This window comes from Pantoea sp. FN0307 (assembly GCF_050113815.1).
GTDB classification, from domain to species: domain Bacteria; phylum Pseudomonadota; class Gammaproteobacteria; order Enterobacterales; family Enterobacteriaceae; genus Mixta; species Mixta alhagi.
Map to the genome: position 1 here is coordinate 539,170 of NZ_JBNJSO010000001.1, position 26,398 is coordinate 565,567.

Genomic DNA, 26,398 nt, shown 5'->3' on the forward strand with positions numbered 1-26,398 from the left:
CGCCGGTCGGGCGCGGCTTTTTTAAACAATCTCCGCCGTTGCTCGGGTGGAGAGGGTGTCGCTTAAATCGAGGTGCGACGATAGTTACGATACTGCGGCATCCAGAAATTATTGGCAATCGCCCGGGAGAGCACATCTTCCGAGGTGACAACCGCCACGCCCGCCAGCTGCGCCGCCTTGCCTACCGCCATCGCGATCACTTTGGATACGCCCTGAATATCTTTGATTTCCGGCAGCACCGGCCCTTCGCCTTCATTTACCAGCGGCGAGCAGTCTGCCAGCGCGCGGCTGGCCGCCATCAGCATGCTGTCGGTTACGCGCGTTGCGCCAGAGGCGATCACGCCCAAACCTATGCCCGGGAAAATATAGGAGTTGTTGCACTGGGCAATAGGATAGGTTTTGCCCTGCCAGGTTACCGGCGCAAATGGGCTGCCGGTCGCAACCAGCGCCGCGCCATCGGTCCAGCTGAGCAGGTCGGCTGGCGTGGCTTCTACCCGGGAGGTTGGGTTAGAAAGGGGCATCACGATCGGACGCGCGCAATGTTTATGCATCTCGCGGATAATTTCTTCGCTGAACAGACCCGGCTGGCCCGATACGCCAATCAAAATATCTGGTTTGGCATTGCGCACTACATCCATCAGCGAGATGGCGTCGCTGGGCAGATTCCAGTCGCTAAGGTTTTCGCTTTTCTGTACCAGCTTGCTCTGGAAGCTGAGCAGGTTAGGCAACTTATCGGTCAGCAGGCCAAAGCGGTCCACCATAAAGACTTTGGCGCGCGCTTCTTCATCGCTCAAACCTTCCGATTTCATCTGGGCGATAATCTGTTCGGCGATGCCGCAACCTGCGGAACCCGCGCCGAGGAATACCACGTTTTGATCGCGCAGGCGATTGCCCGCAGCACGGCTGGCGGCGATCAGTGTGCCAAGCGTTACTGCGGCGGTGCCCTGAATATCATCGTTGAAACAGCAAAGCTGATCGCGATAGCGCTCCAGCAACGGCATTGCGTTCTTCTGGGCGAAATCTTCAAACTGCAGCAGCACGTTCGGCCAGCGGCTGCGCACCGCCTGAATAAATTCATCGACAAAGCGGTCATACTCTTCGCCGGTAATACGCGGATGACGCCAGCCCATATAGAGCGGATCGTTCAGCAACTGCTGATTATTGGTGCCGACATCCAGCACCACCGGCAGGGTGTAAGCCGGGCTGATGCCGCCGCAGGCGGTATAGAGCGACAGTTTACCGATCGGAATGCCCATGCCACCGATACCCTGATCGCCAAGACCCAGAATACGTTCGCCGTCGGTGACCACGATCACCTTCACATTCTGTTTGGTGGCGTTCTGCAGCATATCTTCAATGCTGGCGCGATTGGGGTAGGAGATAAACAGCCCGCGCGCGCGACGGTAGATCTCGGAGAAATGCTCGCAGGCAGCCCCTACCGTCGGGGTATAAATAATCGGCATCATCTCTTCCAGATGATTGTCGAGCAGGCGATAGAACAGCGTTTCGTTAGTGTCCTGAATGTTGCGCAGGTAGACGTGCTTATCGTTATTGTTTTTAAAATCCTGAAACTGACGCCAGGCACGCTCCGCCTGTTCCTCAATGGTTTCCACTGTTTCCGGCAGCAGGCCGTTAAGGTTAAAGTCGTTGCGCTCTTCAATGGTAAAGGCGCTGCCTTTGTTGAGTAGTGGAAATTCCAGCAGAATGGGACCAGCGTAGGGAATATAAAGCGGACGTTTACTCTCGTAATCGAGTTCCATGCAGTGTTTGCTCCGGTTACAGGCACGTTCTCTTTGGGGAAGTGGCCCGTGTTTTTATCACGATAAGGGGTGCCACGATCCTAAGAAAATTCTCGCAGAAGTACAGCTTTTGTTAACTTTCGATAACAAAAGCTGACACTTTGCGCCAGGCGTTACGCTTTTTTTAGCGTAACGGTATGAAGCGTACCGCAGCCCAGCGCCTGAAGGGTGGCGGCGGTGGCGGGCTGCTGCTGCAATTGCGCATCGGGCAGTTCCGCCAGTACGGCGCGGACGATCTGCTGGCAGCTTTCGCCATGCATATTCAGCAGGATCAGCGCCGCCTGTAGCGGAGGCAGGCTGGGGTTAAAGGCCGCATTTTCAATATATCCGCCGTGATAAATTGCGCCGCTGGCGCTTTCCAGCGCAATGCCGCTATGCGCCTGGCTGTAGGGGGCATGGCTGCGGTTGGCCGCCGCGATGGCCGCCTGAGCCAGCGCATCTCCTGTGGGCGCATAGCCGTGATCAACCTCATCCATCACCAGGGTGGAGATATGCAGATCTCGTGGGCCAAAGGAGTCCGGCAGATAGTCGCCCAGCGTCGCCACCGGGCGGCCAGGTAAACTGATACGCAGCGCCGTGCCGCTGTTCAGTTCGTTCATAAACTGGCGGCAGTGGCCGCAGGGCGTGTAGTTGACCGTGATCGTTTGCAGGCCGCTTTCGCCACGTAGCCAGGCGTGGGTTACCGCGCTCTGCTCCGCATGCACCGTCTGCTGCATGGTGGCACCGGCAAATTCCATATTGGCACCAAAATACCAGTGCCCGCTGTTGCCGCGCGCAACGGCGCCGACGTTAAAGTGCGACAGCGGCGTAACGGCGCAGGCAGCAGCCAGCGGCAGCAGCGCCAGTGCTAAAGCATCTGAATCCATGCCGCTCTGCTGACATAAAGAATCGACCTGATGGGGTGTTAAAAAGGCGGCAAAATCTTCAGCGTCAAGGATGGGAAGAAGGGCGGTCTGAAGTTCAGCCGCTAAGTCGGCAAAGGCCGGACGAAAACGTGGATGCATTGCATGCCTCTTATAAAAGGGATATCCCAAAATTGTAAAGCACCGACAACGGGTTATATGTGATCTGTGTCGCTACGGCAATGCAATGTATGAAATGAAATTACAATTTGCGCGATCTCTCGCAACTTTTAGCCAAAAAGGACGAGCAACACAGGAAAAAGAAACGGTGCCAGCAACGAGGTAATGATGCCGCAGATTACCAGCGCCAGCGAACTGAATGCCCCTTCCTGATAGTCCATTTCGGCGCAGCGTGCCGTGCCAAGCGCATGCGACGCGTTGCCGATCGCCAGTCCGCGTGAGGCTTTGGTTTTAATTCGCATCAGGTTAAGCAGCATGTGGCCAAATACCGCGCCCAGTACGCCTGCAATCAGTACACAGATAGCACTAATCGCCGGAATGCCATGCAGTGAGGCGGAAACTGCCATCGCAATCGGCGTGGTGACCGATTTCGGCATAATGGTGGCGGCAATTTCCGGCGTTGCGCCAAGCCACAGGGCGATAGCGGTGCCGGAGACCATGGCGGTAATGCTGCCAATAAAACAGACGCCGATAATCGATTTCCAGCGGGCGCGAATTTGATGGATTTGCTCATAGAGCGGCAGGGCCAGCGCGACCACGGAAGGCTGCAACAGACTATTCAGGATCTCGCTGCCCTGGAAGTAGCGCGCGTAGGGCATATTGATCAGCAACAGCAGGGGAATGATCACCGCCATTGAGATCAGCAGCGGATTAAACAGGGAAATTTTTACCCGCGCCGCCAGCCAGCGGGCAGAAAAAAACACCGCCAGGGTCAGCGGCAGCGACCACCACATATCACTCATTTTTATTTTCCCCCACGATGGGCTTGCTGTGCAGGCGATGCGAGCTGTAGCCGACAACCATTAATACCAGCAGGGTGCTGAGCACACAGGAAACCATAATCGGGCCGAACTGAGCGGTGAGGATATCGGTGTAGTTCATCACGCCGACGCTGATCGGTACAAACAGCAGTGCCATGTAACGGATGATCAGATAACAGCCAGGCTTCACCCATTTTACCGGGACAATCTGAAATCCCAGCAGCAAAAAGAGGATCAGCATGCCGATGATACTGCCGGGGATCACGATAGGCAGCAGGGATGAAATACCGATACCGGCATAGAGACAGAGATAAATAATGATGAAGGCGCGCAGATAGCGCCAGCAGGCAGACAGCACAACTGACATGGCAGACTCCTGTGGTTAGCGCTGATAATCATACGCTGAAACCCCTTTTCGTGCTACCGGTCACGTTTATCTGTAAGAGCGATGAAGGAGTAAAGCGGCCTGCGGCATAACATCCGCAGGCCAGGCTGTCAGGGGGCGTCTTTACCATTGGCCGGAACGTCCGCCGCCGGCACCGGACCCGGTTTTAACGCTCCCCATCAAGGAGTTTTATTTTACCGGCATGCCCGGCTGAGCGCCGTCCGCGCCAAGAATAAACAGATCTTTACCACCCGGGCCTGCCGACAGCACCATGCCTTCCGATACGCCAAAGCGCATTTTACGCGGGGCCAGGTTAGCCACGATAATGGTATGACGCCCCACCAGCACCGACGGATCCGGGTAAGCGGCGCGAATACCGGAGAAGATCTGGCGCATTTCACCACCCACATCCAGCTCCAGACGCAGCAGCTTATCGGAACCTTCAACCAGCTCGGCGGTTTTAATCAACGCCACGCGCATATCCACTTTGGCAAAATCGTCGATGGTAATGGTGTCAGCGATGGGATCGTCCGCCAGCGGGCCGGAGACCGCTGGTTTTGCGGCGGCAGCGGCATCTTCTTTTGATGCTTCGATCAGCGCGTTTACCTTCGGCATTTCGATACGGCTGTAAAGGGCTTTAAACGTGGCAACCTCATGATCCAGCAGCGGCGTAGCGATCGCATCCCACTGCAGTTCAGTTTTCAGGAAGCTTTCCGCGCGCTCACTTAACGATGGCAGTACCGGCTTCAGCCAGGTCATCAGCACGCGGAACAGATTAATGCCCATGGTGCAGATCGCCTGCAGATCGGCATCGCGGCCTTCCTGCTTCGCCACCACCCACGGTGCCTGTTCATCAACATAGCGGTTAGCCACGTCCGCCAGCGCCATGATTTCACGGATCGCTCGGCCATATTCGCGGCTGAGCCAGGCATCGCCAATGCTGTCAGCGGCATCGGTAAAGGTCTTATACAGCGCCGGATCTGCCAGATGGTCTGCCAGCTTGCCGCCGAAACGTTTGGCGATAAAGCCAGCGTTGCGTGAAGCCAGGTTAACCACTTTATTGACGATATCGGCATTAACGCGCTGGACAAAATCCTCCAGGTTAAGGTCAATATCATCGATGCGTGAAGAGAGCTTGGCCGCATAGTAATAGCGCAGGCTGTCGGCATCCAGATGCTCAAGCCAGGTGCTTGCCTTGATAAAGGTGCCGCGCGATTTAGACATCTTGGCGCCGTTTACCGTCACGTAGCCATGAACAAACAGATTGTTCGGCTTACGGAAATTGCTGCCTTCCAGCATGGCTGGCCAGAACAGGCTGTGGAAGTAAACAATATCCTTACCGATAAAGTGATACAGCTCGGTAGTGGAGTCTTTCTGCCAGTATTCGTCAAAGTTCAGATCGCCACGCTTATCGCACAGGTTCCTGAACGAGCCCATATAGCCGATCGGCGCATCCAGCCAGACATAAAAATATTTACCCGGCGCGCCCGGGATCTCAAAGCCGAAATAGGGCGCATCGCGGGAGATATCCCACTGTTGCAGACCCGATTCAAACCACTCCTGCATTTTATTTGCTACCTGCTCCTGCAACGCGCCGGAGCGAGTCCAGGCCTGCAGCATTTCGCTGAAGGAGGGCAGATCGAAGAAGAAATGCTCAGAATCACGCATCACCGGCGTCGCGCCGGAAATCACCGATTTCGGATCGATCAGCTCGGTCGGGCTATAGGTTGCGCCGCACACTTCGCAGTTATCACCATACTGGTCGGCCGATTTACATTTCGGGCAGGTGCCTTTTACAAAGCGATCCGGCAGAAACATGCCTTTTTCCGGATCGAATAACTGCGAAATAGTACGATTTTTAATAAACCCGTTCTCTTTCAGACGGGTATAAATCAGCTCCGACAGCTCGCGGTTCTCATCGCTGTGCGTGGAGTGATAGTTGTCGTAGCTGATGTTAAAGCCAGCGAAATCTTTCTGATGCGCCTGACTCATCTCAGCAATCATCTGCTCAGGCGTAATTCCCATCTGCTGTGCTTTCAGCATAATCGGGGTGCCGTGCGCGTCGTCGGCACAAATGAACCAAACCTGATTGCCGCGCATTCGCTGGTAACGGACCCAAATATCAGCCTGAATGTGCTCCAGCATATGGCCGAGATGGATAGGGCCATTAGCGTACGGCAGAGCGCACGTTACCATTATTTTTTTCGCGACTTGAGTCATAGCGGGACTTATTTCTTCTGGTTAAAAAGGGCTTTAGATGGTAACCGAAAGCCCGACCTGACGTAAACAAAGGGATTTCGCGCGCTGTCAGGCAAATACGATTTGTACGGGCTTCTGGTATGCTTAGAAACATCAACTTATGCCCGGAAAAGGCTGGTTGTCGAAACAGGCGACCAGCCCGGACATAAAACAACCCGAACACAAGGAGAAGGGATGAGTTCACACTCCCAGAGGGCCTTAGCGCCCGACACGCTGCGCGCCATGACCGCAGGCGTATTAAAAACCTTTACCCATCCGACGCTGAAGCATAACCTCACCGCGCTGAAAGCGCTGAACCATGTCGCGTTGATGGACAACAAGCTGCATATTGAAATCAAAATGCCCTTTGCCTGGGGCAGCGGTTTTGAAGCGTTACAGGAGCAAACCAGCGCCGATCTGCTGCGTATTACCGGCGCGCAGGCGATCGACTGGCGTTTAAGCCATGATGTCGCCACTCTGAAGCGGGTAAAAAACCAGCCGGGCGTTAACGGTGTGAAAAATATTATTGCCGTTAGCTCAGGTAAAGGCGGCGTAGGCAAATCCAGTACCGCAGTAAACATGGCGCTGGCGCTGGCGGCGGAAGGCGCACGCGTCGGTCTTCTGGATGCTGATATTTACGGCCCATCGGTGCCGACCATGCTGGGCACCGAAGATCAGCGTCCCTCTTCACCGGACGGCAAGCATATGGCACCGATTATGGTGCATGGCCTGGCCACCAACTCAATCGGCTATCTGGTTACCGAAGATAACGCGATGGTATGGCGCGGCCCGATGGCCAGCAAAGCGCTGATGCAGCTGCTTAATGAAACCCTGTGGCCAGATCTGGATTACCTGGTGCTGGATATGCCGCCGGGCACTGGCGATATTCAACTGACGCTGGCGCAAAACGTGCCGGTGACCGGCGCGGTAGTGGTAACGACGCCGCAGGATGTGGCATTGATCGATGCCCGCAAAGGGATTGTGATGTTTGAAAAGGTTGACGTGCCGGTGCTGGGCGTGGTGGAAAATATGAGCATGCATATTTGCAGCAACTGCGGCCATCATGAAGCGATTTTTGGCAGCGGCGGAGCAGAGATGCTGGCGGAAAAATATCATACCCGCCTGCTGGGCCAGCTGCCGCTGCATATTACGCTGCGTGAAGATCTTGATGCCGGTCAGCCCACAGTGATCCGCCGACCGGAGAGTGAATTTGCCGAGATCTATCGTCAACTGGCGGGCGCGGTGGCAGCTGAGCTTTACTGGCAGGGAGAGGTTATCCCTGGCGACATCGCTTTCCGCGCCCTGTAACCGTTACAGCGCCTGGAGATAGAGTTCCCGTACCTGCTCACGCGTGGCAGGGCGGGGATTCGCGGGCGCGCAGGGATCGGCCAGCGCTTTATCCAGCCAGCCTTCGATATCGTTTTCATTAATGCCCAGCTGGCGGAAGCCGGAAGGGATGCCAACCTGTGCTGCCAGCTGGCGCAGCGCCTGAATCGCGGCATGGCTGGCAGCCTCATCGTCCATAGCGGAAGTATCGACCCCCAGCGCAACGGCAATACGGGCGAAACGGGCCACGCTGGCGGAGCGGTTAAAGGCCGCCACTACCGGCAGTAAAATTGCGTTGCAGACGCCATGCGGAAGATTGTGAGTAGCGCCCGGCTGATGGGCCAGCGCATGCACCAGACCCAATCCGGCGCTGTTAAAAGCCATGCCTGCCAGATACTGCGCGCAGGCCATCATTTCGCGCGCCTCGCGATTGTCTCCTTCCTCAACTGCGATCGGCAGCCAGCGGCGGATAAGAGCCATCGCTTCCAGCGCTGAAGGATCGGTGAGAACATGCGCACCCAGCGAAACATAGGCTTCCAGCGCATGCGTCAGCGCATCCATACCGGTTGCAGCGGTGACATCAGGCGGAATGCCCAGCATCACCGCCGGATCGTCAACGGCAATATCAGGGATCAGGTGAGTATCGATAATAACCTGCTTAATTTGACGATCGCTGTCGGTGATCACCGCATTGCTGGTGGCTTCGGCGGCGGTACCGGCGGTGGTATTAATCGCCACCAATGGCACGCCGGGCTGACGCACTTTGCCAACGCCCGCGTAATCCACCGCGCGGCCCGGATTGGCGGTGAGAATTTTAATGGCTTTGGCGGTATCAATCGGGCTGCCGCCGCCAAAGGCGATCAGAAAATCGCACTGCTGCTCACGAAAGGCGGCAATACCGGCCTGCACCTGTTGTTCTGTGGGATTGGGCGCGACGCCGGTAAACAGGGCATAAGGAATCGCCTGTTGATCCAGGCTTTGGGTCAGGCTGCGGGTTAAACCCAGCTGCGCCAGCTGCGCGTCGGTCACAATCAGCGCCTTGCCCCAGTTTTTTTGCGTCAGCAGGCGCGCCATATCGACAATGGCTTCATAGCCATGCAGGCTGATGCCCGGTAATGCCAGTTGAAAACTCATGTTTATCTCCATCAAGATCTGAAACCTGCCTGCGCCGGAACCCGCAGCGCAATCGGCAGCCTGAAAATGCGTCTTTCGATTGATAGAGATAAAACTAACGAAGCAAGTCGGGGGAAACCTTTCCGTTACGGTCACCGGCTCAGGCAATCTGGCACTGGCAGTAAGAAACGATGCTGAGAGTTCACGCTTTTAGGGGGTTAAATAAAATAATCAAATATTATCAATAGGTTAAATCATGCCTGCTGTTGTGCGTAGCGCAGTCGGGTCGCTTTACGATAGTGCATCAGCAGGTAGCGTCCATGTTCGCTTTCCCCCTCAGAAACGATTTGCCAGCCATGATGCAGATAAAATTGCTGGGCCGATTTATTTTCCAGCAGGCACTTTAGTGCGCCGGTAGAGGTAAAGCGCGCCTGAATTGCCTGGAGCAGCGCACTACCGACGCCGCGTCCCTGATACTGGGGATCGATAAACAGGCTATGCAGAAAATTGTCATTTTCCAGCCAGGCAGCAAAACCCAGCCGGTGCCCTTCCTCTTCGGCAACCAGCACCTTTTCGCCTAACACCACCTGGTCAAAATCTTCCAACTGCCAGCCCTCGGGATCAAGCCATGTCCAGTTTGCTTTACGCGAGGCAAGAAACAGCGTGCGCAAAAAAGGGCGGTCAGCTTCGGTAAAAGGTCGTATATGCATGCGTTCTCCTTATGCACCGTGCGAGATCAACAGATGTTAATAAAATTAGCATGATTAATGGCGGGTGGATGGAGCGGGGGGGAAGAAAGGCTTGTATCAGGTAAAACCGCCCCGGCTTCGGGGCGGCAGCGCAAACACCAATCAGACCACGCCGGACGGCATGGCGTGCGCTGTGTTGGGAGGCGCATCGCCCTGATACTTTTCAATCTCCAGCAGTGCCATATGGCCACAGTTGCCCTGCGCCAGCATAGAGGTACCGATATCAACGGTGAGGCAGTTTACGTTGCCGTTGCGACACAGCGTACCGGGCTGGGCGGGCTCGGCGGGATCGTACCAGGCACCTTCGCTGATACGCACCACGCCAGGACGGATATCTTCGGTAACCAGTGCGCCGACCAGAATCTGCCCGCGCGCGTTAAAGGCGCGCACCAGATCGCCGCTGCGAATTCCGCGCCGCGCGGCATCCTGCGGATTGATAAGGATCTCCTCGCGATTGGCAACCGCGTGCTTCTTGCGCAGCGGGGTATTATCCAGCTGTGAATGGAGCCGCAGGGCCGGATGCGCTGTGTTAAGCGACAGCGGCCAGCGTTCAGCCAGCGGGCTACCGTGCCACTCCTGCGGCGGTAGCCAGCCCGGTAGTCCCGGACAATCCGCGTACTGCATCGCAGCGATGCGCTGTGAGAAAATTTCAATCTTGCCGGAAGGCGTACCCAGCGGATTAAGCAGCGGGTCGGCGCGAAAATCGGCGAAGCGTACCCACTGTTTGTTAGCTTCAGGAACAGGAAAACGGATATAGCTGTTTGACTGCCAGAACATATCAAAAGGCGGCAGCGCCACGCCAGCGGTACGCGCCTGGCCTTTCATATTATCGTACATCGATTTCAGCCACAGCATCTCGTCCCGGCCTTCGGTAAAGGCCTGCTCCACGCCGAGGCGCGCCGCGATCGCCCGAAATATATCGAAGTCATTGCGAGCCTGATGCTGTGGCGCAACGCACTGGCGCATCGGGAAAACATACAGCTGGGAGTAGTCGCCGCCCATATCGAGATCGTTGCGTTCATAGCTGGTGGTGCAGGGCAACACAATATCAGCGTGCCTGGCGGTCGCGGTCCAGTAAGGCTCCTGCACCACAATGGTTTCCGGCCGCCGCCACGCCTGCAGCAGATTATTGGTATCCTGGTGATGATGAAAAGGATTGCCGCCAGCAACATAGACCATTTTTACATCCGGATACGTCACCTGACGGCCGTTAAAATCAATTGTCTTGCCGGGGTTCGCCAGACAGTCGGCGATGCGTGCCACCGGAATCGCTGCGGGGGCGTTTTTGGGCGCTTCACCTGCGCTGATGCCGGAAATAATGCCGCCGCGCGCCGTGGGGCTGCCGCCGGAAGAGTAGTGATAGCTAAAGCCGAAGCCGCCGCCGGGCAGGCCAATCTGACCCAGCATCGCAGCCAGAGTAACCAGCAGCCAGTGCGGCTGTTCGCCATGGTGCTGACGCTGAATGCCCCAGCCAGCCATGATCATGGTGCGCTTTTGCGCCATATCACGCGCCAACTGACGGATGGTTTCCGCTTCAACGCCGCAGATTGTGCTGGCCCATTGCGCATTTTTCACCACCCCGTCATCTTCACCCAGCAGACTGGCGCGGAAGCGATCGAATCCCACGGTGTAACGTTTCAGGAAGGCCTCATCATGCAGCTGTTCGCTGAGCAAAGTATGGGCAATGCCCAGCATCATTGCGCTATCGGTATAGGCATGCGGCGCGATCCACTCAGCATTCAGCGCTTTTGCCCCTGGCTGGCGAATCGGATCGATGGCGATCGTCCTGACGCCTTTTTTCGCCAGTTGGGCAAAGCCCTCCAGACCCATATGATCCGGCACGTTCCAGCTGTTTTTCAGCGTGGTTTGAGGATTACAGCCCCACAAAATCACCAGCTCGCTATGCTCCAGCACGTTGGGCCAGCTGGTTTGCTGCTCGTAAACCTCCATAGAGCCGACCACGTGCGACATAATTACCTGGGCTGCGCCGGTGGAGTAGTCGCCGCTGTAGCTGAGAAAGCCGCCGCACAGGTTCATTAAACGCTGTAGCAGGGCGCGGCAGTTGTGCAGCATACCGGTGCTTTTCCAGCCGTAAGAGCCAGCGTAAATAGCGGAAGGGCCGTAATCCTGCTGCAGTCGCTTAATTTCCGTGCTCACCAGCGCGATCGCTTTTTCCCAGCTGACTGCAACCCACTTATCGCGCCCGCGTCGTTCAGGATGGCTGCCAGGTCCGTTTTCCAGCCAGCTTTTACGCACCATGGGTGTTTTGATGCGGTTAGGCGCATAAACCTGCCAGGGCGCCATCGCTATTAGCTCATTTGGCGCCGGATCGTCCGAAACCGGCTGTACGCCAATCATCCGATCATTTTCGATAATCGCTTCGAAAGCGCCCCAGTGCGCGGCGGTAAGGATGCCTTTTTGCGCCGGACGCAGGGCGGTAAACTGTGGCAGTGCCTGAGCAATCGCTTTAGCCAGTGCGGTTTTACTGTAACCGAAATGCAGTGCGCTGGTGGCCAGCAGGCCGCTGCCCGCCTGTAAAAAGCGTCGGCGTGACCAGCCGGAGGTGAGATTTTTTTTCATTTTTCACGTCCCTCTCTGTTGTTCATATCGCTGGCGTGCTTCTGCGCATACTGGGTCAGCAGGCGCAGCTGCTCCTGATCCAGCGAGGTGCGCGGTGCCATGCCTTTCATCACGCCAATCCATTGGTTCGCGTTGTAGTGATCCAACGCGGTCAGACCGTGGCAGCCGGTACAGTTGGCGGACATCAGTCCGGCGGCGTACTGCCAGATTTTCTGCTGGTCATCAATCAGGGCTTTTTGCGGCAGCCAGAAGGTAAGCGAAACCTGATTCCACTGCTGGCCGGTTTCGCTGTCGGTCTGCCTGTGCAGCACGACCACCTGCGCGGCGGCACGCTCATCCAGCACCGCGCTCATAATGCGTTTTCCCGGCGCGGCATAGATGGCACCGGGCACATTCTGCTGCTGCCAGCCGTTAAGACGCGCCTGCAGCTGTTCGCCGTTGCGCTCTACCACGGTGATTTCGCTGGAAGGGAACAGGATGCCGTGAGTCTGGTCAGATTTGGGGTCAAGACGGAACGGCTGCGTGGCGACGGCATAGAGGCGTGTCGCCTGAGCCGGGGTATGGGCGGCGGCGTTCAACAGCTGCGTGGCACCGCTGGCATTGCTGGCACGCATGTCCGGCAGAATATGGGCGACGCCGCGATGGCAGTCGATACAGGTTTGACCGTCACGGATGGCGACGGGATGCGCTTTACGCGCCTCCGGGCGCTGAGCCAGCACATCCATCGCATCAAAGCTATGACAGCTACGGCAGGTTGCTGAGTCGTTGGCTTTCATGGTTTTCCAGACCGATTCCGCCATCGTGAGTTTATGGGCGTTATATTTCTCCTCACTATCGATCTTGCCGCTGATTTCGCCGACTACATCCTTTAACGCCCCCATTTTTGTCAGCATATAATCCACCGACTGGGGCGGAACATGGCAATCAGCGCACCCGGCTCGGATGCCCGCCGGGTTTTGAAAATGAATGCTGCCCTGATATTCCGCCAGCGGACGTTGCATGCTGTGGCATGAAACGCAAAACTCGCTGTCGCTGGTTTTATGCATTATCGTGACGCTGCCGGCTAATACCGCAACACCCACTATCGCTCCCAGCAGCAACAGCCCCATAATTCGCCAGCTTTTAAGCCACGCGAAGCGTAAAAAGCGCCTGTTCCTCGCCATGTAACCTCCTGGTTTATAATTATTTATTTAATGAACGTTGCGTCCGTTAAAAAAACACACCTGTATACCTCTATATGGGTAGTTGCAGGTTGTGCGGTATCAAAAAAGGGTGGTTTCAACGGAATCAATAGTGGAAAGCGTGACGGCGCTGGCGAATGCACAACGCTGCGCATTTTTTTAGTTACAACATATTAAAGAGAGAGATAAACATGCCAGGGGCGGCAGCGGTGATGCCATCATGCAAAAACGTTTGGGCCTGCTGTTCAGGCCCAAACGGTACAAAGGTAATTGATACAGCATTGGCACAGGATACCAAAGGTGTTACTGCCCTAAATCCCGCAGCTTTTTACCAGCCATCAGGTTCTTCTCGATATGTTCCAGCGTGACGTTTTTCGTTTCAGGAATCAGCCAGAAAGTGATCGCGATAAACACCAGATTAAAACCGGTATAGAGCCAGAACGTGCCCGCAGCGCCAATCACATCCAGCAGCGTCAGGAACGTTGCGCCAATGATCATGTTAGCCACCCAGTTAGTGGTGGTAGAGCAGGTGATACCAAAATCACGACATTTCAGCGGCTGAATCTCTGAGCAGAGGATCCAGACCACCGGTGCGGCGCTCATGGCATAACCCGCGATGCACATCATGGTCATTCCCACCGACAGCCAGGAGAGGCCAGGAGTGATATCGCCTTTGCCAGCCTGCATCAGGCAGTAGCCCAGCACCAGCGTGGCAAACGCCATCACCGAAAAGCCAATCTTCAGCACCGGTTTCCTGCCCGCTTTATCCACGGTAAACACTGCAATCAGCGTAGCCAGCATAAAGGTTAATCCAACTACTACCGTCGCCATCATCTGCTGTTGCGTATTGCTGAAGCCCGCCATTTTGAAAATTTGCGGTGCGTAATACATGATGATGTTCATGCCGGTAAATTGCTGCATCGCCTGCAGCAGCATGCCCAGAAACACCGCCCGGCGTACGTTGCTGTTGCGTTTGAACAGCGTCCAGCCGCCCTGTTTCATCTGCAGGCTTTGACGGATCTCATTCAGTTCGGCGCGGGCTTTATCGGAGGTATCGCGCAGCATACGCAACACTTCTTCCGCCTCGATATGTAAGCCTTTCGCCGCCAGCCAGCGCGGGCTGTTTGGCAGGAAAATCACCAGGCCGAATAACAGCACCGCCGGGAGCGCCAGAATACCCAGCATGGCGCGCCAGTTGCCGCTGTAGCTCAGCGCAGTATCGGAAAGAAACGCCAGCAGAATGCCGAAGGTGATCATCAACTGATACATGCTGATCATTTTTCCGCGAATATTTTCGCTGGCCATTTCAGAAAGATAGAGCGGGGCGGTGTAAGAGGCGATGCCTACCGCTACGCCCAACACCACGCGCGCCCCCAGCAGCACTTCAAGGCTATCGGCAAAAGCGGACCCCAGTGAGCCAAGGATAAATAATACTGCGCCCGCCATCAGGCTATATTTGCGCCCCAGACGTGAAGAGACCCAACCGTTACAGATGGCACCCAGCGCCGCGCCGAGCATCATGCTGCTGACCACCCACTCCTGCTGGTGGCTGGTCAGGGAAAAATGGTCGGTAATAAAAGGTAAAGCCCCGGCAATCACGCCGATGTCCAGCCCGAACAGCAGGCCAGCCAGCGCGGCGGAAACAGAGATAAACAGATTCATACGACGCACTTTGCGTCTGTGCATATCATCTATATCTAAATTACTGTTAACGTAAGACATTTACCGCTCCAGATTTATTTACTGCACCATAGGGCAACATACAAAATTCTTTGCGGCGGGCGTGATGTTAAATGGTCCATAGAGATGGATATTCTTGCTGGTGGGGGGAGTTTTGTGATGCAGATCTCGCTCCATGTCACAGATATTTTCTTTTCGTTGCATCAGCTCACAACAATTTTCCACATCGCTCACGAATAACGCAGTCTGGCTTTTTACCCTTTTTTTGATTAGGTTCAGCATTAACTACGGCTGTTTCGTGTTAGCCTGGATAAATGCATCAATAAAAGGCAGAAATGAAGATGAAAATGAAAGCAATATTGCTTAGTGCGCTCTGTATCACGGTATCAGCGTGCGCGCAGCAGCCGAAGAAAGCGGAGGGGCATCCTCAGTTGGAAAGCGTCGCGCCTTATCCGGCTGCGGAAAAAGGCCAGGTCCGGCAGGTCATCTGGCTGCCGCAGCAGCAAAACGAAGAGTTGTATAAAGTAGAACTGCTGATCGGTAAAACGCTGGAAGTAGACTGTAACCAACATATGATGGGCGCGCAGATAGAGCAGCAGACGCTGAACGGTTGGGGTTACAATTATTATGTGGTTAAAAGCCTGACCCCTCCGGCCTCTACGCGGATGGCCTGTATCAATAGCAGCAAACATCAGGCATTTGTTACCGCCAATATCGGCGCCCACAGCCTGCAACGCTATAACAGCAAGCTACCGATTGTGGTTTATACGCCAGCCGACGTTCAGGTGAAATATCGCCTGTGGCAGGCGGATAGCGCCGTCAGCGACGCGGTTACGCAATAATCAGGTTTGGCGGTGAGCGATCGGCACGCCGCCCTGACAATGGGGTGAATATGAAAAAAAGTATCATGCTGCTGACTGCACTGGCGGTAACAGGGTGCAGCCACCAATCAGTGCCGCAGAAGGGGCAACCGCTGATTGGCATGCCAAATCCCGCCTCGGCTTACTGCATTAAGCAGGGGGGCACGCTGGAAAGGGTGCAAACCGCAGAAGGCGAGAAGAGCTATTGTCGTTTACCGGGCGGCGAGCGCATTGAAGAATGGACGCTGTTTCGGCGCGACCATCCGTAACAACAGCGGCAAGGAGGTCTGTGCTGACCCCCTTGCCGCGCTGTTCAAAACGCTTTGCATATTACCCCGCAACGCCGGTTATTTACACTTTCTCAACGCCATCAGAAATTTTCAGTAAATTAGGAATTTTCTTTTACGTATTACCAATCCATGATTACCATTAATTCTTTTTTATCGCTGAATATATGGATTTGTAATGCGTCATGCTCGCCTTCTTCTACCGCTGATTCTGACCCTGGCTGCCTGTAGCAGCAAACCGACGCCGACCCCGCCGCAAAGCGGCAACCCTTTTCTGGGAGAAGGTGGATTTTTACTTAAGCCCGCACACGAAATTCATCCGTTAAGCGGTGATTTTGCCGGTAATCCGGAGACCGAACGCTTTATCGATAAAATGGTGCGGGAGCATGGTTTTAATCGCCAACAGCTGCACGATGTGCTGGCGCAAACAAAACGCCTGGGCTGGGTGCTGCGCCTGATGGATCGCCAGGCGCCGACGCCCGGTTATCAGCCGCCTTCCGGGCCGAACGGCGCATGGATTCGTTACCGCAATAAATTCATTACGCCAGATAACGTACAGAACGGCGTGGTCTTCTGGAATCAGTATCAGGATGCGCTACAGCGCGCGCAGCGGGAATATGGCGTTCCGCCGGAAATCATTGTTGGCATTATTGGTGTGGAAACACGCTGGGGCCGCGTCATGGGTAAAACGCGCATTATCGATGCGCTGGCTACGCTTGCATTTGCCTATCCTCGTCGGGCGGAGTTTTTCAGCAGCGAACTGGAAACCTTTTTGCTGATGGCGCGTAAAGAACAGCAGGATCCGCTCGATCTGCGTGGTTCCTATGCGGGTGCGATGGGCTATGGACAATTTATGCCCTCTTCTGAAAAACAGTATGCGGTCGATTTTAACGGCGACGGACATATCAACCTTTGGGATCCGGTTGATGCCATTGGCAGCGTAGCAAACTATTTCAAACAGCACGGCTGGCAGCCGGGTAAAACCGTTGCGGTACCGGCCAGCGGTCAGGCGCCGGGGCTGGAGAATGGCTTTAAGACCCGCTACAGCCTGTCCAGCCTGGCGGCAGCGGGACTGCGTCCACAAGCCGCTATTAACGGTAATCCGCAGGTGAGCCTGCTGCGTTTTGATATGGGGAAATCTTATCAGTACTGGTACGGCCTGCCGAACTTCTATGTGATCACCCGCTATAACCACAGTAATCACTATGCGATGGCGGTATGGCAACTGGGTGAAGCGGTAGGCCTGGCGCGCCAGTAAGGCGGAAAGCTTAAGTATCTTGCCTGCCGGACGAATTATTTCCCGGCAGGCGAGGGACATCGCGTCTGTTTTCTTTTTCCGCTCCTGCTGGAATTCTATAGGCTATATGACCTGGCGGCGGAGCATTCTGCTGGAGCTGGGAACAGTGATAAAACAATAGCGTTTAAGGAAGGGATTTTATGGATGGTTCATGTCTGTGTGGCAGCGTAGGGTTTAGATTAGTTGTCCCGCCAAAGGCATTTTATCGCTGTCACTGTTCACTCTGTCGCAAGCAAACGGGAGTGGGCTTTAATCTGGCCACGCTGGTTAAGCTGGAAAACTTTGCCTGGATAAAGGGTGAGGGCGCGATCAAAAGCTGGACAAAACCAGGCGGTTACCGCACCGATTTTTGTTCGGCGTGTGGCTCAACGGTTCCTAATGTCTTAAAGGGAATGCCTTACGTATGGATCCCGGTGGGCTTGCTGGATGAGGATGCAAATATTCCCTGCATCGCTGATTACTGCATGGATGATGCAAAGTCCTGGGATACAACCCGTTCAGCGGTGAATCACAGCGGCCCGGTAGCGTCACTGGATGCTCTTTTACGGTTGCTTAAGGTATAGGCAGGAGAGGCTGCGGCGTAACGCGCAGCATACCCGCGCTTTTCGCCGCTGACCGCCATTTATTGTTGAGTGCCCTGAAAACCAACCCGACATCAATAGAAGAGTTGCATCGCAACACGGCGTTGCGGGTTTAATCCTGATGCGACTTCCGCTGTGAGCAATTCTCTCAGACGGGGCTGAATGACCTTACCTTCGGCGATTTGAAAGCCAAGCGAGGCGTAAAAAGGAGCATTAAATGGCGCATAGCGATCGGTTGTCAGCGAGGCACCCGTTAAGCCATGCCGCTTCCCTTCTGAAAGAAGCGCATTCATTAATTGTCGGCCAATCCCCTGACGCTGCCAGGTTGGATGGACATCAGCTTCGGCGATATGCAGCCAGTTATCAACAATAAAGGCACCGGCGAACCCGACCGGAATTTCTCCCGGAATAAAGGCAGCGAGCAGCAACCCTTCATGCAATAGCCTGCTGAATTCTTCAATACTGCCTGCGGCAGGCGATCCGGCAACGGCACCTTCGTTGCGTAACGTTTCAAACGATGCTAATTCAATAGCTTGTAGCGCGGCTAAGTGCTCAGCTCGCGCAGATCCGATCAATATATTCATGACATGAGGGCAGCCTGGCATCCTGTGATATCACTATCTGGCACAGCCGGATAGCCCGTTGCAGTTTGTGGTTTCGTTACAGATCCCGGTGAATAAAATAGTGTCAGGCCCATGGTTGTTCTCGCATTAGTTAGTGATTTTTCACAGACTGCGGCAAGTATCATTTATGCCTCTTCCTGTACTGATTTTAAAACTTGTTTCTCCTTGTTCCCACTGGCATTATCCTTAACAGGTCTGAACAAGACGCTAATCACAACCTATTGATTTTAAATGACTCGGGGTGCCCTTCTTTGTGAAGGCTGAGAAATACCCGTATTACCTGATCTGGATAATGCCAGCGTAGGGAAGTCAGATGCCTGGTCGGCATTGCTTCCTGAACGTCGGCCAGGAGCATTATGAAACAGCCTGATCTGCCTGATAACGCGCTTGTTGCGCACACACTCTCCCTGTTCCGCCAGCGCGCGCCGCTGATCCACTGCATGACTAACGATGTGGTGCAATCCTTTACTGCTAACGTCTTGCTGGCGCTGCACGCCTCGCCCGCGATGGTTATCGATGCCGAAGAAGCCGCGCAGTTTAGCGCTATCGCCGATGCGCTGCTGATTAATGTCGGGACGCTGACCCAGTCGCGTGCCGCAGCCATGCTGGCAGCAGTCAACGCCGCTAACGCAGCCGACACGCCCTGGACGCTCGATCCAGTAGCAGTAGGGGCGCTGCGCTTGCGTAGCGAATTCTGCCAGCAACTGCTGACGCTGCGGCCCGCAGCGATTCGTGGCAACGCCTCTGAAATTCTCGCGCTGGCGCTACAGCAGGGCGGCGGACGCGGCGTGGATACGCAGCACTCGACGGAATCAGCGCTTTCTGCTGCCCAGCAGCTGGCCCGGCGCTATGCCACCATCGTTGCCATTACCGGCGAGGTGGATTACGTCACCGATGGCGAGCGCACGCTGTGCATTCCAGGCGGCTCATCGCTGATGACGCGCGTGGTTGGCACCGGCTGCGCGCTTTCGGCGGTGGTGGCTGGCTTTGCGGCGTTGCCGGGCGATCGGCTGCTGCATGTTGCCAGCGCCTGCCGGATTATCTCCTGCGTCGGCGCTCAGGCAGCAGCTTCAACAAGCGGGCCGGGCAGTTTTATCCCGGCCTTTCTTGACGGACTCTGGAACCTGAATGAGGAGGCGCTGGCATGATCCGCATCAACGCATTAACCATTGCCGGTACCGATCCCAGCGGCGGCGCAGGTATCCAGGCCGATCTGAAAACCTTTTCTGCGTTGGGCGCTTATGGCACCAGCGTAATCACGGCGCTGGTAGCGCAAAATACCTGCGGCGTGCAGTCGGTTTACCGTATCGAACCTGACTTTGTCGCCGCACAGCTGGATTCAGTATTAAGCGATGTGCGTATTGATAGCGCCAAAATCGGCATGCTGGCGGAGAGTGATATTGTCGAAGCGGTAGCAGAAAGGCTTCGCCACGCCGCAATTCCCTGGGTAGTGCTGGATACGGTGATGCTGGCGAAAAGCGGCGATGCGCTGTTGTCGCCGCAGGCGGTCGAGACATTGCGCCAGCAGTTGTTGCCGCAGGTGTCGTTGATTACGCCTAACCTGCCAGAGGCGGCGGCGCTGCTGGAAACGCATCACGCGCGTAATGAGGCGGAAATGAAGCAGCAGGGCAGAGCGCTGCTGGCGCTGGGCTGCGAGGCGGTGCTGATCAAGGGCGGGCACCTCAGCGATGCCGAAAGCCCGGACTGGCTGTTTACCCGTGAAGGCGAGCAACGTTTTACTGCGCCGCGCATCGCCACGCGTAATACGCACGGTACCGGCTGTACGCTCTCTTCGGCGCTGGCTGCCCTACGTCCGCGTCATAATGACTGGGCCACTACGATTGCAGCGGCTAAAAGCTGGCTACAGGGCGCGCTGGAACAGGCTGATACGCTACAGGTAGGAAAGGGCATCGGGCCTGTGCACCATTTTTATCGCTGGTGGTAGGCGTAACGTAAAATTTACCCACGAATATTTCTGAAAAATGGAGTCAGCAGTTTGCGTTAGTGAGGGAAACGAGGTCAGTCTTTGCCGGGTCGTCGGGCGGTGGGAACCCTGCCCGACCAGTCAAGCCTCGCCTCAACCTTACAGGAGCAAACATGACGGACATCGTACAGTTATTGGGCAAAGAAGCAGACAGCCTTTTGCAACATCGCTGCATGACCATTCCAGCGGAAAGCCTTTACCTTCCGGGCGCGGATTATATCGATCGGGTGATGATTGATAACAATCGTCCTCCTGCGGTGCTGCGCAATATGCAGACGTTGTACAATTCCGGGCGATTGGCGGGCACCGGCTATCTCTCTATTCTGCCGGTCGATCAGGGCGTGGAGCACTCCGCCGGTGCCTCTTTTGCCGCCAATCCGCGCTATTTCGATCCGAAAAACATTGTTGAGCTGGCTATTGAGGCGGGCTGTAACTGCGTGGCCTCAACCTATGGCGTGCTGGCATCGGTATCGCGCCGCTATGCGCATAAAATCCCGTTTATGGTAAAGCTGAACCATAACGAAACCCTGAGCTATCCGGCACAGTATGATCAAACCCTCTACGCCAGCGTTGAGCAGGCGTTTAATCTGGGCGCGGTAGCGGTGGGCGCCACTATTTATTTTGGCTCTGAACAGTCTCGCCGTCAGATTGAAGAGGTTTCCGCCGCCTTTGAGCGTGCACATGAGCTGGGAATGGTAACCGTGCTTTGGGCCTATCTGCGCAATAACGCCTTTAAAAAAGAGGGCGTGGATTATCACGTTAGCGCCGACCTTTCCGGTCAGGCCAACCATCTCGCCGCCACCATTGGTGCAGATATCGTAAAACAGAAAATGGCGGAGAATAACGGCGGCTACAATATGGTGAAATTTGGTCACACCGATGAACGCGTTTACAGCAAACTCACCAGTGAAAACCCGATTGATCTGGTGCGCTATCAGCTGGCTAACTGCTATATGGGCCGTGCCGGGTTGATTAACTCAGGCGGCGCATCGGCGGGCGAGACCGATATCGCTGAATCGGTTCGTACAGCGGTGATCAATAAACGCGCAGGCGGCATGGGCCTGATTCTGGGCCGCAAGGCGTTTAAGAAATCGATGAAGGATGGCGTGGCGTTAATCAATGCCGTGCAGGATGTCTATTTAGCTAACGACATTACTGTCGCCTGATTGCTGGCCGGGCGGCCTGAAGCCGCCCGGCCAGCCGTTAAACCTGCTCAAACCATTCGCTGTTCTGCTCGGCGATAGGCGTAATAGAGAAAATCATCTCCTGCAGATGTCGACGCATCGCCTGTTCAGCGCCGTCGGCATCTTTATTGCGCAACGTGCTGAGGATCTCCTCATGCTGTTCAATCAGACTCTCCGGCGGCGAAACTTTGCTGAGCGTTAGAAAGCGCACGCGGTCCATGGTGGCTTTGATATTTTCTACCGTCTCCCACGCCAGCTCACAGTGAATACTTTGTGCAATCAGCAGATGAAATTCATCGTCCAGCATTAAAAAAGCCTGTACGTCATGGCGCTGCGCCGCCATTTTTTGCAGCTGAAGGTTATGTTCCAATGCCATTAACGCTGCGGGCGCCGCTTCCATTGCTGCCCGACGCACCACGGCAATCTCTACCGCTTCGCGAATAAAGCGGCCATCTGCCACGCGCTGAGCGGAAATTTTACGGACAAAGGTGCCGCGCTGCGGCAGGATTTGTACCAGTCCAGCCTCCGCCAGTTTGATAAAGGCTTCCCGCACCGGCTGACGTGACACGTTAAAACGTGAAGAGACCTCTTTTTCTGACAGCAGTGAACCAGGGTGAATGACGCAGGTGACAATATCCTGACGCAAAAAGCGATAAATCTGCTGGTTAACCGGCTCGTTAGCGGTAATGGTGTAGGCTATTGACATACGACAACTTTCCTGGACAGCTGGACGCGAAAGCCTTCAGTCTAAACAGCCCGTTAGCTCCGCGCCAGCCCTTTTGTCAAAGGAACAATTAATAGCTTGCGATAAGCTGCTTAACCGTTTCTTTCGCCCCGGATTTCAGTAGTTGCTGATAAAAATCCAGCACCCGCGTGGTGAACTGCTCATTAGCCGGCAAGTCGTCGCCAAATACTTTCTGTAGCGAGAGCAGGGCAGCAATACGCGCTTCGCCTTCAGCACTTTCACTGACGCGCTGTGCCAGCGTCTCTTTTAACGGATCGTTAATTTCAATCGCATTGCCCTGTTCATCAACGCCGCCGACATAGCGGATCCAGCCCGCCACGCCCAGCGCCAGCAGATCGAAACGGCTGTTATGCGCCAGATGCCAGCGGATGCTGTCAAGCCAGCGCTGCGGCAGCTTTTGCGTACCGTCAGAGGCGATTTGCCAGGTGCGATGCTTGATGGCGCGGTTTTGATAGCGCGCAATCAGCGAATCGGCGTAGGCGACCAGGTCCACATTTTGGGTACGCAGGGTTGGGGCCTGTTCCGCCAGCATCAGCGTGCGGGCGGCACGCAGGAAATTTTCATCTTCCATACAGTCGCTGATGTGTTGATAGCCTGCCAGGTAGCCGAGATAAGCCAGAAAGGAGTGGCTGCCGTTAAGCATACGCAGCTTCATCTCCTCGAACGGCAGCACATCCTCTACCAGTTCTGCGCCAGCCTTTTCCCAGGCAGGGCGACCATTAACGAAATTATCTTCAATCACCCACTGGAAAAAGGGTTCGCACTGCACGGCAACCGGATCGTAGCAGCCCAGCTTTTCGCCCAGCGTATCCAGCGCTTCCTGGGTCATTGCCGGAACAATGCGATCCACCATGGTAGAGGGAAAGGTCAGATGATGACGAATATAGTCTGCCAGTCCGGCATCCTGTTTCTCTGCCAGCTGTAACACCACATTGCGCGTGACATGACCGTTTTCCGGCATATTATCGCAGGACATCACGCTGAAAGGCGGCAGATCGCGTTCGCGGCGGCGCTTCACGGCAGCCAGAATCACGCCGGGCAGCGACTGGGGCGCATCAGGGTGGGCGATATCGTGCTGGATAACGGGATGCTCAAGGTTAAGCTGGCCGGTGGCGGGATGGTGGCAGTAGCCTTTTTCGGTCACGGTCATTGAGACGATAGCGATATCTGGCTGACACATCGCCTCAATCACCGCGTCGATTCCATCGGTACGCGCATTTACGGCAGCGGTAATCACTCCTACCGCACGTGATGTTTTACCGCTGTCCGCCATCTCCGTCACGGTGTACAGATGATCCTGCTGACGCAGCGATTCCACCAGCGTGCCGGTGCTGTGGAGATTGATCTCGCACTCGATATAACCCCAGTCGCTCTGCTGCTCCCGCGCCAGCCGGTCAGCGCATACTGCCTGATGGGCGCGATGAAAAGCGCCAAAACCGATATGCAGAATGCGTGCGCGCAGCTGGGAACGATCGTAATCGGGAACCAAAACATCGTCTGCCAGTGTCTCAACGGATAGCATGAGAAAATCCTTCTTACTTAACGTAAAAGGCGCGCCATGCGCGCCGGAAGTGGTTATACAGAAACAGGTTTGTTGGTGGCTTTCGGGCTTTTGATCACAAACAGCACCAGCATCGCGCCTAACGCGGCAATCACGCCCGCCAGCACAAAGGCGCTGTCAAATTTGCCGGTATGCTGCACAATAAAACCGGTAACGATCGGGCCGATAATCCCGGACAGGCTGCCAATCAGATGGATAAAGCCGCTAATGCCGCCGACACGGCTTTTATGCACTACATCCTGAATAATCGCCCAGTAGATCGCGCCGGTGATATACAGGAAGAAGATAGAGACCGACATCAGCAATACCGCAGAAGTTACCCCTTCTACCGTACCGGCCAGCGCCACACAAAGGGCAGCGGCGAGTAACGAGACCACCAGCACAATTTTTCGCGACAGCAGCAGCCGACCGGTGATGTTGAAAATCTTATCGGAGATCCAGCCGCCCAGCGCCAGACCGACAAAACCCACAATCCAGGGGATAACGGTGGTCATGCTCATCGATTTGATGTCCAGGTTGTGCGCCTGCACCAGATAAGCCGGGAACCAGCTCAGGAAGAAGAACAAAATGTAGTTGTAGCAAAAGAAGGCGAAGGCGGTAACCAGGATAATCGGCTGACGCAGATAGTAGCCCAGTCCGTGCGCTGCCTGATCCAGCTCCGGCTCGTCACCCGGCTGTGCCTCTTTGAGTTTATCGATTAATGCGTGTTCCTCGGCGGAAACACGTTTACTGCGCGCCGGATTATCCGCAGCAATGAAAAACCACACCACCATCCAGACGATGCCAATCGAGCAGATAATGATAAACGCCGGTCGCCAGCCGAACGCCAGCGCCAGATAGCCGATAATCGGTCCGGCTACTGCGCCGCCCAGCGGCGAACCGGCGCTCAGAAAGCCCATCGCGGTGGCCGCCTGTTTTTTCGGGAACCAGCCGTTAATTGCCTTGTTGGCGGAGGCGCAGATCGGGCCTTCTGCCATACCGAACAGCACGCGCAGGATCAGCATCGACCAAAAGCCGGTCGCAATGGCGGTCAGGCCACAGAACAGCGACCACATGCCAACAGCGATGCCCAGCACCAGCGTCGGGCCATATTTATCGGTGGCGAGGCCGCCAATAAAGTTAAACAGGGCATAACCGAAAAAGAAGCTGCCGAAAATCATGCCGAACTGCTCGGCGTTCAGCATCAAATCTTTTTCAATCATCGGTACGGTGAGGGAAAGCGCTACGCGATCGAGGTAATTGATCATGTAGACCAGAAACAGCAGAAGTACTATGGTCCAACGTAAATTCTTGAACATGGTATCTCCGTAATCGTTTGATAATTATAATAATTTACGGGAGGGCGACAGCGTCGCCCAACCCCTGGCTTATTCAACAGATAAAATAACTTTGCAGCAGGTACGCGGATCTTTTTCAAAAAGGGTCATGGCTTGCTCAACCTCGGCAAGCGGGAAATAGTGCGTGACCAGCTTCTCTGGCTGGATAGCGCCGCGCTCAATCCATTCAATGACCTGCGGGAAACGATGGCTGTTTAAGCGCGAGGTAAACAGCGACAGTTCTTTACTGGTCAGGCTTTGCTGCGTTAGCGTGCAGGGTTCGGCAGAGAAACCAAGCAGGCCGATACGTGCCGCCGGTGAGGCCAGCGCCGCCGCTTCCGCCAGAATCGATGGATGGCAGGCGGCGTCAATAATCAGCGTCGGCTGTACGCCTTCCAGCTGGGCCGCCAGCGGCACCTCGCTGTTATTAAAGACCACATCCGCGCCGCTTTGTTGCGCTAACGCCAGCCGCTCCGGCAGACGATCCACCACCAGCACCTGCCGCACGCCATACACGCCTTTTAACACCTGGATCGCCGTCAGGCCCATTGGACCCGCGCCATAGACCAGCGCAACGTCCTGCGCGGTGGGCTGCAAAAAGGCGGTGATATTAGCGGCAATGGTAAAGGGCTCAATCAGGCTGGCCAGCTTATCGGGAATGGCATCCGGCACGCGGTAAGCATTGCGGGCTGGCGCAACGGCATATTCGCTAAAGCCGCCGTCGCGATGCACGCCAATCACCTGTAGCTCACGGCAGACGTTCGGGCGGCCCACCGAGCAGGGATAGCAGTGGCCGCAACTCACTACCGGATCGACCGCCACGCGTTCGCCGATGCGAGCGGCATCAACGCCTGCGCCGACGGCGTCGATCATGCCAAAAAATTCATGACCGATAACGCGCGGATAGCGCGCAAAAGGGTTATGGCCGTGCCAGATATGCACATCTGAACCGCAAATGCTGGCGTAGCGCACTTTTACCCGTACTTCGCCTGCGGCTGGTTCCGGTAATGCGCGCTGTTGTAGCTGCAGTTCGCCGGGTTGTTGGATAACCACGCTTTTCATCATC

General features: G+C 55.5%; 23 protein-coding genes and 1 riboswitch. Of the genes, 8 read left to right on the plus strand and 15 right to left on the minus strand.

Features of this window, described 5'->3' with window-relative positions; genetic code table 11:
* Positions 1-62: 62 nt before the first annotated feature.
* From ACQE3Z_RS02490 to metG, 5 genes are all read right to left on the minus strand, one after another.
* The gene (locus ACQE3Z_RS02490) at positions 63-1,760 is read right to left on the minus strand and encodes an NAD-dependent malic enzyme (RefSeq protein WP_426971980.1); all 1,698 of its coding nucleotides are present in this window, start codon (positions 1,758-1,760) and stop codon (positions 63-65) included.
* A 152-nt stretch (positions 1,761-1,912) separates the two neighbouring features.
* Positions 1,913-2,803: a cytidine deaminase gene (cdd, locus tag ACQE3Z_RS02495; protein ID WP_426971981.1), complete on the minus strand. Its 891-nt coding sequence runs from the start codon at positions 2,801-2,803 to the stop codon at positions 1,913-1,915.
* Between the two features lie 128 nt (positions 2,804-2,931).
* A complete protein-coding gene (locus ACQE3Z_RS02500) occupies positions 2,932-3,624 on the minus strand; it encodes a CidB/LrgB family autolysis modulator (RefSeq protein WP_426971983.1) in 693 nt (230 codons plus the stop codon).
* On the minus strand, positions 3,617-4,009 hold the full coding sequence (locus ACQE3Z_RS02505; RefSeq protein WP_085071125.1) for a CidA/LrgA family protein: 393 nt from the start codon (positions 4,007-4,009) through the stop codon (positions 3,617-3,619). The genes ACQE3Z_RS02500 and ACQE3Z_RS02505 overlap by 8 nt, the downstream gene beginning before the upstream one ends.
* Positions 4,010-4,216: 207 nt before the next feature.
* On the minus strand, positions 4,217-6,247 hold the full coding sequence (metG, locus tag ACQE3Z_RS02510) for a methionine--tRNA ligase (RefSeq protein WP_426971985.1): 2,031 nt from the start codon (positions 6,245-6,247) through the stop codon (positions 4,217-4,219).
* Positions 6,248-6,460: 213 nt separating this feature from the next.
* On the opposite strand from metG, the gene apbC reads away from it, so the two are divergent.
* Positions 6,461-7,573 carry an iron-sulfur cluster carrier protein ApbC gene (gene apbC / locus ACQE3Z_RS02515; RefSeq protein ID WP_426971987.1) on the plus strand — a complete coding sequence of 371 codons (1,113 nt, stop codon included), beginning with the start codon at positions 6,461-6,463 and terminating at the stop codon, positions 7,571-7,573.
* Between the two features lie 3 nt (positions 7,574-7,576).
* Here the strand turns inward: apbC and fucO are convergent, their stop codons facing one another.
* From fucO to ACQE3Z_RS02540, 5 genes are all read right to left on the minus strand, one after another.
* Positions 7,577-8,725: a lactaldehyde reductase gene (gene fucO / locus ACQE3Z_RS02520; protein WP_426971989.1), complete on the minus strand. Its 1,149-nt coding sequence runs from the start codon at positions 8,723-8,725 to the stop codon at positions 7,577-7,579.
* A gap of 233 nt (positions 8,726-8,958) precedes the next feature.
* Positions 8,959-9,414, minus strand: a complete 456-nt coding sequence (locus ACQE3Z_RS02525) for an N-acetyltransferase family protein (RefSeq protein WP_426971991.1) — start codon at positions 9,412-9,414, stop codon at positions 8,959-8,961.
* Between the two features lie 141 nt (positions 9,415-9,555).
* The gene (gene torA, locus ACQE3Z_RS02530; protein ID WP_426971992.1) at positions 9,556-12,033 is read right to left on the minus strand and encodes a trimethylamine-N-oxide reductase TorA; all 2,478 of its coding nucleotides are present in this window, start codon (positions 12,031-12,033) and stop codon (positions 9,556-9,558) included.
* Positions 12,030-13,196, minus strand: coding sequence for a NapC/NirT family cytochrome c (locus ACQE3Z_RS02535; RefSeq protein WP_426971994.1), 1,167 nt, complete (start codon positions 13,194-13,196; stop codon positions 12,030-12,032). Before ACQE3Z_RS02535 ends, torA begins: the two co-directional genes overlap by 4 nt.
* A gap of 321 nt (positions 13,197-13,517) precedes the next feature.
* On the minus strand, positions 13,518-14,936 hold the full coding sequence (locus ACQE3Z_RS02540; protein WP_426971995.1) for a sugar porter family MFS transporter: 1,419 nt from the start codon (positions 14,934-14,936) through the stop codon (positions 13,518-13,520).
* Positions 14,937-15,235: 299 nt separating this feature from the next.
* On the opposite strand from ACQE3Z_RS02540, the gene eco reads away from it, so the two are divergent.
* From eco to ACQE3Z_RS02560, 4 genes are all read left to right on the plus strand, one after another.
* Entirely contained in the window at positions 15,236-15,736 is a 501-nt protein-coding gene (gene eco / locus ACQE3Z_RS02545; protein ID WP_426971996.1) for a serine protease inhibitor ecotin, read from the plus strand.
* A gap of 50 nt (positions 15,737-15,786) precedes the next feature.
* Complete coding sequence (locus ACQE3Z_RS02550) at positions 15,787-16,023, plus strand: putative hemolysin (RefSeq protein WP_426971997.1); 237 nt, start codon at positions 15,787-15,789, stop codon at positions 16,021-16,023.
* A 196-nt stretch (positions 16,024-16,219) separates the two neighbouring features.
* Entirely contained in the window at positions 16,220-17,299 is a 1,080-nt protein-coding gene (gene mltB / locus ACQE3Z_RS02555; RefSeq protein WP_426971998.1) for a lytic murein transglycosylase B, read from the plus strand.
* A gap of 179 nt (positions 17,300-17,478) precedes the next feature.
* Positions 17,479-17,901 (plus strand): GFA family protein, encoded by a 423-nt coding sequence (locus ACQE3Z_RS02560; protein ID WP_426972000.1) that lies wholly within the window; start codon positions 17,479-17,481, stop codon positions 17,899-17,901.
* 92 nt (positions 17,902-17,993) lie between these two features.
* Here the strand turns inward: ACQE3Z_RS02560 and ACQE3Z_RS02565 are convergent, their stop codons facing one another.
* Entirely contained in the window at positions 17,994-18,503 is a 510-nt protein-coding gene (locus ACQE3Z_RS02565) for a GNAT family N-acetyltransferase (protein WP_426972001.1), read from the minus strand.
* Positions 18,504-18,769: 266 nt separating this feature from the next.
* A riboswitch (TPP riboswitch) is annotated at positions 18,770-18,866 on the plus strand.
* A 32-nt stretch (positions 18,867-18,898) separates the two neighbouring features.
* On the opposite strand from ACQE3Z_RS02565, the gene thiM reads away from it, so the two are divergent.
* The 3 genes from thiM (at position 18,899) to fbaB (ending at position 21,692) form a co-directional block, all read left to right on the plus strand.
* On the plus strand, positions 18,899-19,690 hold the full coding sequence (gene thiM, locus ACQE3Z_RS02570; protein WP_426972002.1) for a hydroxyethylthiazole kinase: 792 nt from the start codon (positions 18,899-18,901) through the stop codon (positions 19,688-19,690).
* Positions 19,687-20,487, plus strand: a complete 801-nt coding sequence (gene thiD / locus ACQE3Z_RS02575) for a bifunctional hydroxymethylpyrimidine kinase/phosphomethylpyrimidine kinase (RefSeq protein ID WP_426972003.1) — start codon at positions 19,687-19,689, stop codon at positions 20,485-20,487. The genes thiM and thiD overlap by 4 nt, the downstream gene beginning before the upstream one ends.
* 152 nt (positions 20,488-20,639) lie before the next feature.
* Positions 20,640-21,692, plus strand: a complete 1,053-nt coding sequence (gene fbaB / locus ACQE3Z_RS02580) for a class I fructose-bisphosphate aldolase (protein WP_250650342.1) — start codon at positions 20,640-20,642, stop codon at positions 21,690-21,692.
* Positions 21,693-21,729: 37 nt separating this feature from the next.
* Here the strand turns inward: fbaB and ACQE3Z_RS02585 are convergent, their stop codons facing one another.
* From ACQE3Z_RS02585 to ACQE3Z_RS02600, 4 genes are all read right to left on the minus strand, one after another.
* Positions 21,730-22,416: a GntR family transcriptional regulator gene (locus ACQE3Z_RS02585; protein ID WP_085071150.1), complete on the minus strand. Its 687-nt coding sequence runs from the start codon at positions 22,414-22,416 to the stop codon at positions 21,730-21,732.
* A gap of 88 nt (positions 22,417-22,504) precedes the next feature.
* Entirely contained in the window at positions 22,505-23,977 is a 1,473-nt protein-coding gene (locus ACQE3Z_RS02590; protein ID WP_426972004.1) for a mannitol dehydrogenase family protein, read from the minus strand.
* A gap of 53 nt (positions 23,978-24,030) precedes the next feature.
* Positions 24,031-25,314, minus strand: a complete 1,284-nt coding sequence (locus ACQE3Z_RS02595; protein WP_426972005.1) for an MFS transporter — start codon at positions 25,312-25,314, stop codon at positions 24,031-24,033.
* Between the two features lie 69 nt (positions 25,315-25,383).
* A complete protein-coding gene (locus ACQE3Z_RS02600) occupies positions 25,384-26,394 on the minus strand; it encodes a Zn-dependent oxidoreductase (protein WP_426973036.1) in 1,011 nt (336 codons plus the stop codon).
* Between the last annotated feature and the right edge of the window lie 4 nt (positions 26,395-26,398).